This is a genomic window from Jiangella rhizosphaerae (genome assembly GCF_003579925.1).
GTDB classification, from domain to species: domain Bacteria; phylum Actinomycetota; class Actinomycetes; order Jiangellales; family Jiangellaceae; genus Jiangella; species Jiangella rhizosphaerae.
On the sequence record NZ_QUAL01000086.1, the window covers coordinates 1 to 7,763 of the forward strand.

A 7,763-nucleotide genomic window follows, 5' to 3' on the forward strand; every position below is an offset into this window, starting at 1 on the left:
CGCGTCCGCGACCACCGCGCGCGAGAGCAGCCGCCGCCGAAGCCGTCTCCGCTGGCGGTGCCGCCGCCGCGGCCGGGCGGCGAGGCGCCGGCGTCGCGCAGCTGGCGGTCCCGGCTGGCCATCGGCCTGGGCGGGCTGCTGCTGGTGTTCCTCATCGCCGGTATGCCGTACGCCGGCGCCGTCGCCGCCCTCCTGATCCTGCTGACCGGCCGCATCGTCTGGCGCATCCAGCGGCGGCTGTTCGAGCGTCGCGAGGCGCGCGGCGCTCAGCGCAACGACTCCGTCGTGGCGGCGCTGGCCGCGCCCTGGGACGTCGTGGCCGCGGCGGTGCCGTGCCTGGCCCAGCTGCTGGTGGCCGCGGCCGGCGCGCTGCTGGTCGGCGGCATGCTGGACCTGCTCGACGCGGGCGGCGCGCGCACGCCGTCGATCGGGGCGGCCATCGTGGCGACATGGCTGGTCTGGCGTGGTCCCGGCACCGTGCGCAGCCGGCACGGCATCCGGGCCATCCTGGCCCCGCTCGACCGCTCGCGCGAGGTGGGGTGGGTGGTGCTCGGCGCCCTGTTCGTCATGGCCTGCGGTGCGGTGCTGATTTTCGACTCGTTCGGCGCCGGCTGGTGGCCCGCCGACCTCTCGCTGACCGACCTCGACGGGTGGCGCGGCTGAAGATCCACTGGTGAACCGAGGGCGCGTGTGCCGCGTCACACACTGTTCACCGTCTAGCATTCCACCGTTCGCCTACGTCCGACAGAGGAGTTTCGTGCGCTTTTCTCCGCGAGACAACGCCTTCTTCGATCTGTTCGCCGCCTCGGCGCGCAACCTGCGCGAGGGCGTGCGGCTGCTGTCCGAGGCGCTCGCGACCGACTCCGACCGGGCCGACATCGCGGTCCGGCTGAAGGAGGTCGAGCACCAGGGCGACGAACACACCCACGACATCATCCGGCGGGTCAACTCCACGTTCGTCACGCCGTTCGACCGCGAGGACATCTACCGGCTGTCCGGCGCGCTCGACGACGTGCTCGACGACGTCGAGGCCGCTCTGGACCTCATGGTGCTCTACCGGGTGGGCGACCTGCCGTCCGGCGTCGGCGACCTCGTCGACGTCCTGGACCGCGCGGCCGAGCTGACCGCCGCGGCGATGCCGCGGCTGCAGACGCCGTCCGAGCTCACCGACTACTGGATCGAGGTCAACCGGCTGGAGAACCAGGCCGACCAGGACTACCGGCGGTTGCTGGCCCGGATCTTCTCCGGCGAGTACGACGCCCTGACGGTGCACAAGCTCAAGGACGTCGTCGACACGCTGGAGTCGGCGGTCGACGGCTTCGAGACGGTGGCCAACATCGTCGAGCAGATCGCTCTCAAGGAGTCGTGAGCGGGTGGAGCTCGCGCTCATCCTGACGGTGATCGTCGTCGCGCTGTCGTTCGACTACACCAACGGGTTCCACGACGCCGCGAACGCCATCGCGACGTCGGTCTCGACGCGCGCGCTGACACCGCGGGCCGCGCTGCTCATGGCCGCGTCGATGAACCTCATCGGCGCCTTCCTCGGCACCGGCGTCGCCGAGACCGTCGGGTCCGGCATCATCGAGGCGCCCACGGGCGACAGCGGACTGCTGGTGGTGCTGGCGGCGCTCGTCGGCGCCATCGTCTGGAACCTCGTCACGTGGTGGTTCGGCCTGCCGTCGTCCTCGTCGCACGCGCTCATCGGCGGCCTGGTCGGCGCAGCGCTCGCCTCGGCCAACACCGTCAAGTGGACCGGCATCTTCGAGAAGGTCGTCATCCCGATGGTGGTCTCGCCGTTCGTCGGGTTCCTGCTGGCGTTCCTGGTGATGACGGCGATCCAGTGGATCTTCCGCCGGGCGCATCCCGGCCGGGTCAACCGGGGATTCCGGATGGCGCAGACGTTGAGCGCGGCCGCCATGGCGCTCGGCCACGGACTGCAGGACGCGCAGAAGACCATGGGCGTCATCACGCTGGCGCTCGTGGTCGGCAACTACCAGACCGGCTTCGAGGTCCAGTGGTGGGTCATCGTCCTGGCGGCGACGGCGCTCGCGGCGGGCACGTACGCCGGCGGCTGGCGGATCATGCGGACGCTGGGCCGGCGCATCGTGCACCTCGACCCGCCGATGGGCTTCGCGGCGGAGTCCGTGGCCGCCGGCGTCCTCTACACGACGGCGTTCGCCTACCACGCGCCCATCTCCACCACCCAGACCATCACGTCCGCCGTCATCGGCGTCGGCGCCACCAAGCGGCTGTCGGCGGTCCGCTGGGGCGTCGCCGGCAACATCGTCGGCGCCTGGGTGCTCACCATCCCGATGGCCGGCCTCGCGGCGGCGCTCAGCTACGGGCTCCTCCACCTCGTCCCGGGGCTCAGCTCGCTCTGACGTCGGGGTGGGCTCCCCGTCCCCCTGCTGCCCATTTTCTTGGCCGCGCAACCGCGCCTCAAGCGGACCATTTTGGGCGCTTCGCGCCGACGAGGATCCGCTTGACCCGCGGTTGCGCGGCCAAGAACGGGCAGCTATCAGGGGGACGGGGAGGATGTGGGCACGCCTCGGCGTTTGGCGTGCCCGTTTCGCGTGCTTTGTCGGGTCGTGGACGGCGATGATCATCCAGGATCGTCTACATCACGAGGATTTCGTGAGCTTCACCATGGCAGTAGGGGTGTTGACGCTGGGGTAATCCTCGTGATGGCCCCCGAATCACGGCGAAATCTCACCAGGTGGACGCTCAACGACACCAACGCCACGCAGAAGCGGCCGAACAAACGCGGCGTCGTCGCCGCTCTTCCCCCGTCCCCCTGATAGCTGCCCGTTCTTAGCCGCGGACGGGCGCGTCAAGCGGTCATCGCCGCGCGAAGCGCCCAATAGTCCGCTTGAGGCGCGCGTGCGCGGCCAAGACAATCGGGCAGCAGGGGGACGGGCCCAACGCTCGCGATCAACCCCACGCGCCGACGGGGGTCTTGACAGCGACGAGTGATCACCGACAGAGTGGTCGACGGTAAGCGCTTTCCGATCGTCCTGACCCCCGCGTGGACGGAGTCCCGAATGCGCCGATCCAGCCTGCTCTCAGCCCTGTCCGCCGGTGTCCTGGCGGCCGCTCTCGCGGGCGCCCCGCCGACGGCCGCCGCCCCCGATCCACCCGCCGCGGCCGCCGAGGCGGAGCCGCAGTTCCGCGCCCTCGTGTTCTCCAAGGTGACCGGGCAGCCGCACGAGTCGGTCGCGGCCGGTGCGCAGCTCATCCAGGAGCTGGGGGCCGAGCACGACTTCGAGGTGGTGGTCGACGACTCCACCGCGCTGTTCACCGATGCGGACCTGGCCGGCTTCGACGTCGTCGTCTTCAACAACACCCACTCCACGGCGGACAGCGGCGCGCTGCTGTCGGCGGAGGAGCGGGCCGCGTTCACCCGCTACATCCAGAACGGCGGCGGCTACGTCGGGCTGCACTCGGCGGCCGAGTCCGAGCCGGACTGGGCATGGTACGGCGGCCTGGTCGGCGCGCGGATCAGCGGCCACCCGGACCTCGGCACGGCCGGCGGGACGCTGCCGGGACGCATCGAGGTGCTGGACCGCGTGCACCCGTCGACCAGCCACCTGCCGCAGCTGTGGGAGCGTTCGGAGGGCTGGGTCAACCTGGACGCCGACCCGACCGGCAGCGTGCACGTGCTGGCCGAGGTCAAGCTGCGCGACGGCATCCCCGGCCTGGCCTCCGGCCTGAACCACCCGTTCTCGTGGTGTCAGGTCTACGACGGCGGCCGGTCCTGGTACACCGCCGGAGGCCACGACGCCGCCGCGTTCGACGAGCCCGAGTTCGCCGGCCACCTGCTCGGCGGCATCACCTGGGCGGCCGGCGCGGTGCCGGGCGACTGCGGCGCCACGGACGCCGAGAGCTTCGCCGTCACGCAGCTCACCGACGACCTCGCCGACCCGTTCGAGCTGGAGGTGCTGCCGGACCGCCGGGTCATGTACATCCAGCGCACCGGGCAGTTCAAGCTGATCGACCAGCAGACGCTGGAGGTCACGACGGCCGGCGACCTGCAGCTGGGGCTCAGCACGGCGCGGCACTCCGACGGGCTGACCGGCTTCGCGCTGGACCCGGACTTCGCCGAGAACGGCTGGGTGTACGCGATGTACTCCGACCCCGACGTCGCGCAGATCAACATCTCCCGGTTCACCTTCGACTTCGAGACGTCGCTGCTGGACATGGAGTCCGAGAGCCGGCTGCTGAGCTTCCCGACCTGGCGCGACATCGGCCTGGCGAACGTGCACATGGGCGGTGCGGTGGAGTTCGGCCCGGACGGCAGCTTCTACGCCTCGATGGGCGACAACACCGACTTCTCGCAGTCGAACAACTACGCGCCGATCGACGAGCGGCCCGGCCGCGCGGCCTGGGACGCGCAGGCCACCTCGGCCAACACCAACGACCTGCGCGGCAAGGTGATCCGGATCGTCCCGACCGACGACGGCGGCTACACCATCCCCGAGGGCAACCTGTTCCCCGAGTCGGAGGACACCGACGACAAGACCCGGCCGGAGATCTACGCGATGGGGTTCCGCAACCCGTTCCGGATCACCGTCGACCAGCAGACCGGCGACCTGCTGGTCGCCGACTACGGGCCGGACGCGACGCAGCCGGACCCGGAGCGCGGTCCGGAAGGCCTGGTGGAGTGGAACGTCGTCAGCGAGGCGGGCAACTACGGCTGGCCGCACTGCGTCGGGAACAACATCCCCTACATCGACTACGACTTCGCCACGGGGGAGTCCGGCGAGCCGTTCGACTGCGCCGGCGGACCGGTCAACGACTCACCGCACAACACCGGGCTGCAGCAGCTGCCGCCGGTGCGGGAGGCCTACGTCTGGTACGGCTACGGCACGTCGCCCGACTTCCCGGAGCTGGGCAGCGGCGGCGCGGCGCCGATGAGCGGCCCGGTCTACGACTACGACCCGGACCTGGAGTCCGACACCAAGTTCCCCGAGTACTACGACGGCAAGTGGTTCGTCTTCGAGTACGCCCGCAACTGGTACAAGACGTTCACCCGGGTCGAGGAGACGGGCGACCTGCTGTCGATCAACCCGGTGCTCGGCTCCACCACGTTCCGGGGCCCGTTCGACGCGACGTTCGGCCCGGACGGCTCGCTGTACGTCATCGACTTCGGCTCCGGCAGCGGGGCCGGGCGCGGCGACGTCAACGAGGGCGCCGGCATCTACCGCATCGACTACGTGGGCGGCGACCGGCCGCCGGTCCCGAAGGCGTCGGGGACCCCGACGTCGGGACAGCTGCCGCTCACCGTCCAGTTCTCCAGCGAGGGCACCGAGCACCCGGCCGGCCTGCCGATGACCTACCACTGGTCCTTCGGCGACGGCGCCACCTCCGACGAGCCGAACCCGTCGCACACCTACACCGAGGCGGGCAACTACACCGCGCTGCTCACCGTCACCGACAGCCGGGACCGCAGCTCGGTGAGCGCGGTGCGGATCTCCGCCGGCAACACCCGACCCGAGGTCGGGTTCAGCTGGCCGCCGCACGGCGGGTTCTTCGACTGGGGCGACGAGGTCGCCTACGACGTGGCGGTCGACGACGCCGAGGACGGCAGCATCGCCGGCGGCGAGATCGAGTGCGGTGCCGTCACCGTCGGGGCCCTGCTCGGCCACGACCAGCACGCGCACCCGCTGGACAACTACCCGAACTGCACCGGGACGATCCCGACCATCACCGACGGCGGGCACGGGCAGGAGACCAACCTCTACTACGTCCTCGAGGCCGGCTTCACCGATGCCGGCGCTCCGGGCGTCGAGCCGCTGACCGGCGGCGACGCGGTCCGGCTCAACCCGAAGCGGCGCGAGGCCGAGCACTTCGCCGCCGGCCAGGGCGTCCAGGTGTTCGAGCGGCCGCTGGCCAGCGCGCGGGCCCGGGTGGGCAGCATCTCGCACGGCGACTGGATCAGGTTCGACACGGTGAACCTGACGAACATCGAGTCGCTCACCGTCGGGGCGTCGTCGGCCGCGCACGGCGGCACCGTCGAGGTGCGCCGCGACGCTCCCGACGGCGAGCTGCTGGGCTCGGTGGACGTGCCGGTCACCGGCGGCGTCGACACCGTCGTCGAGCGGACCACCGAGCTCGCCGACCCGGGGGAGACGTTCGACGTCTACCTGGTCTTCCGCAACGAGGGTGTCACCGCGGATCTGCTGGCGCTGGACTGGGTGCGGTTCAACGGCGACGGCGTCAGCGTGCCGCCCCCGCCGTGCGAGGACGGCGGCGTCGACGAGTTCGACGGTGACGCGCTGGACCTGTCCTGCTGGACCTCGATCGTCCGCCACGACCCGGACGGCTACCACGTGACCGGCGGGCAGCTGGTGCTGCCGACGGCACACGGCGAGCTGACCGCCGCCCGGGCCGACGCGACGAACCTGGTCATGCGGCCGGCGCCGGACGGCGGCTGGACCGCCACCACGAGGGTCACCGCCGATGTGAACACGGCGTTCCAGCAGGCCGGCCTCGTGCTGCACGCCGGTGACGCCGACTTCGCCAAGGCCGTCGTGATGGCGCGGCCGGACGGCACCCGGCGGATGTCGTTCTTCACCGTCGCCGGCGGGCAGGAACGCAACACCACCGACGACTACGTCGCGCTGCCGGCCGACTTCCCCGACACCTTCCAGCTGCGGCTGGTCAGCGACGGGCTGCAGGTGACCGCGGAGTACTCGGCCGACGGCGAGGCATGGACGCCGCTGGGCCGCCCGTACGGCCTGGGCGCGGCGTCGTCGTGGAGCGTCGGCGTGGTCGCGCTGTCCGGCGGCGACGGCGACCCGAGCATCCCCGTCGTCGACGTGGCGTTCGACCGCTTCGAGCTCGCCGAGACCGAGCCGCAGGTCTGCCCGGACCCCGAGCCGGCCGACGGCTTCACCGCCCTCTGGGATGGGAAGACGCTGGACGGCTGGGAGATGGTGGGCAACGGCTCGTTCACCGTCACGTCGGACTGCACCCTGCTCAGCCGCGGCTCCGGCGGCCTGCTGTGGTACACGCCCCGGGCCTTCGGCGACTTCCACCTGCGGCTGCAGTACCGGATGAACAACGCCGGCGACAACTCCGGGGTGTTCATGCGCTTCCCGGCGCCGCTGGACTGGGAGGGCCCGTGGGTCCGCCAGCCCGACGACAGCGTGCGGGGGTACGAGGCGCAGATCCACGACGACCCGGGCGGCGGTGACCCGCAGAAGACCGGCTCGATCTACAACTTCGCCACCATCACCGACGTCCTGGCCAACCCGATCGGCGAGTGGAACACCTACGAGATCCGCGCCGTCGGGCAGACCTACACCGTCTGGCTGAACGGGCAGCTGGTGAACACCTACACCGGCGACGGCAGCCGGGCGCTCGAGGGGCACATCGGGTTCCAGAACCACCACGACGGCTCCGACGTCGAGTTCCGCGACGTGTGGATCGCCCCGGTCGACGCCACCTGCCCGCTGCCCGACCCGCGGGCGACGGTCGTGGTCGGCACGGTGGACAGCGGCGTACCGAACCGGGCGGACGCCGACGGCTGCACGATCAACGACCTCATCGAGGAGGACCGCGACTGGGGCACCAGCGGCGCCTTCCTCCGTCACGTCGGTGAGGTGCTGGACCGGCTGGTCGCCGACGGCGTCGTCGACGCCCGGGAGGCCGGCATGATCCGCCGGGCCGCCGCCGAGTCCGGCGTCGGCCGGGGAGGCGCCGCCGGCCCGCGGTGACGCCTAGCACGTGGGCGCGCCCGCCACGACGAGTGTCGTGGCGGG

3 protein-coding genes and 1 pseudogene are annotated in these 7,763 nt (G+C 71.5%); all 4 read left to right on the forward strand.

Annotated features, from left to right (window positions below):
- Nucleotides 1–663, forward strand: a pseudogene (locus DY240_RS31805) (hypothetical protein); the annotation flags it as partial.
- A 94-nt stretch (nucleotides 664–757) separates the two neighbouring features.
- Entirely contained in the window at nucleotides 758–1,369 is a 612-nt protein-coding gene (locus DY240_RS09445; protein WP_119659678.1) for a DUF47 domain-containing protein, read from the forward strand.
- A gap of 4 nt (nucleotides 1,370–1,373) precedes the next feature.
- Nucleotides 1,374–2,381: an inorganic phosphate transporter gene (locus tag DY240_RS09450; protein ID WP_119659679.1), complete on the forward strand. Its 1,008-nt coding sequence runs from the start codon at nucleotides 1,374–1,376 to the stop codon at nucleotides 2,379–2,381.
- A gap of 660 nt (nucleotides 2,382–3,041) precedes the next feature.
- A complete protein-coding gene (locus tag DY240_RS09460; RefSeq protein ID WP_158602794.1) occupies nucleotides 3,042–7,718 on the forward strand; it encodes a ThuA domain-containing protein in 4,677 nt (1,558 codons plus the stop codon).
- The last annotated feature ends 45 nt before the right edge of the window (nucleotides 7,719–7,763 follow it).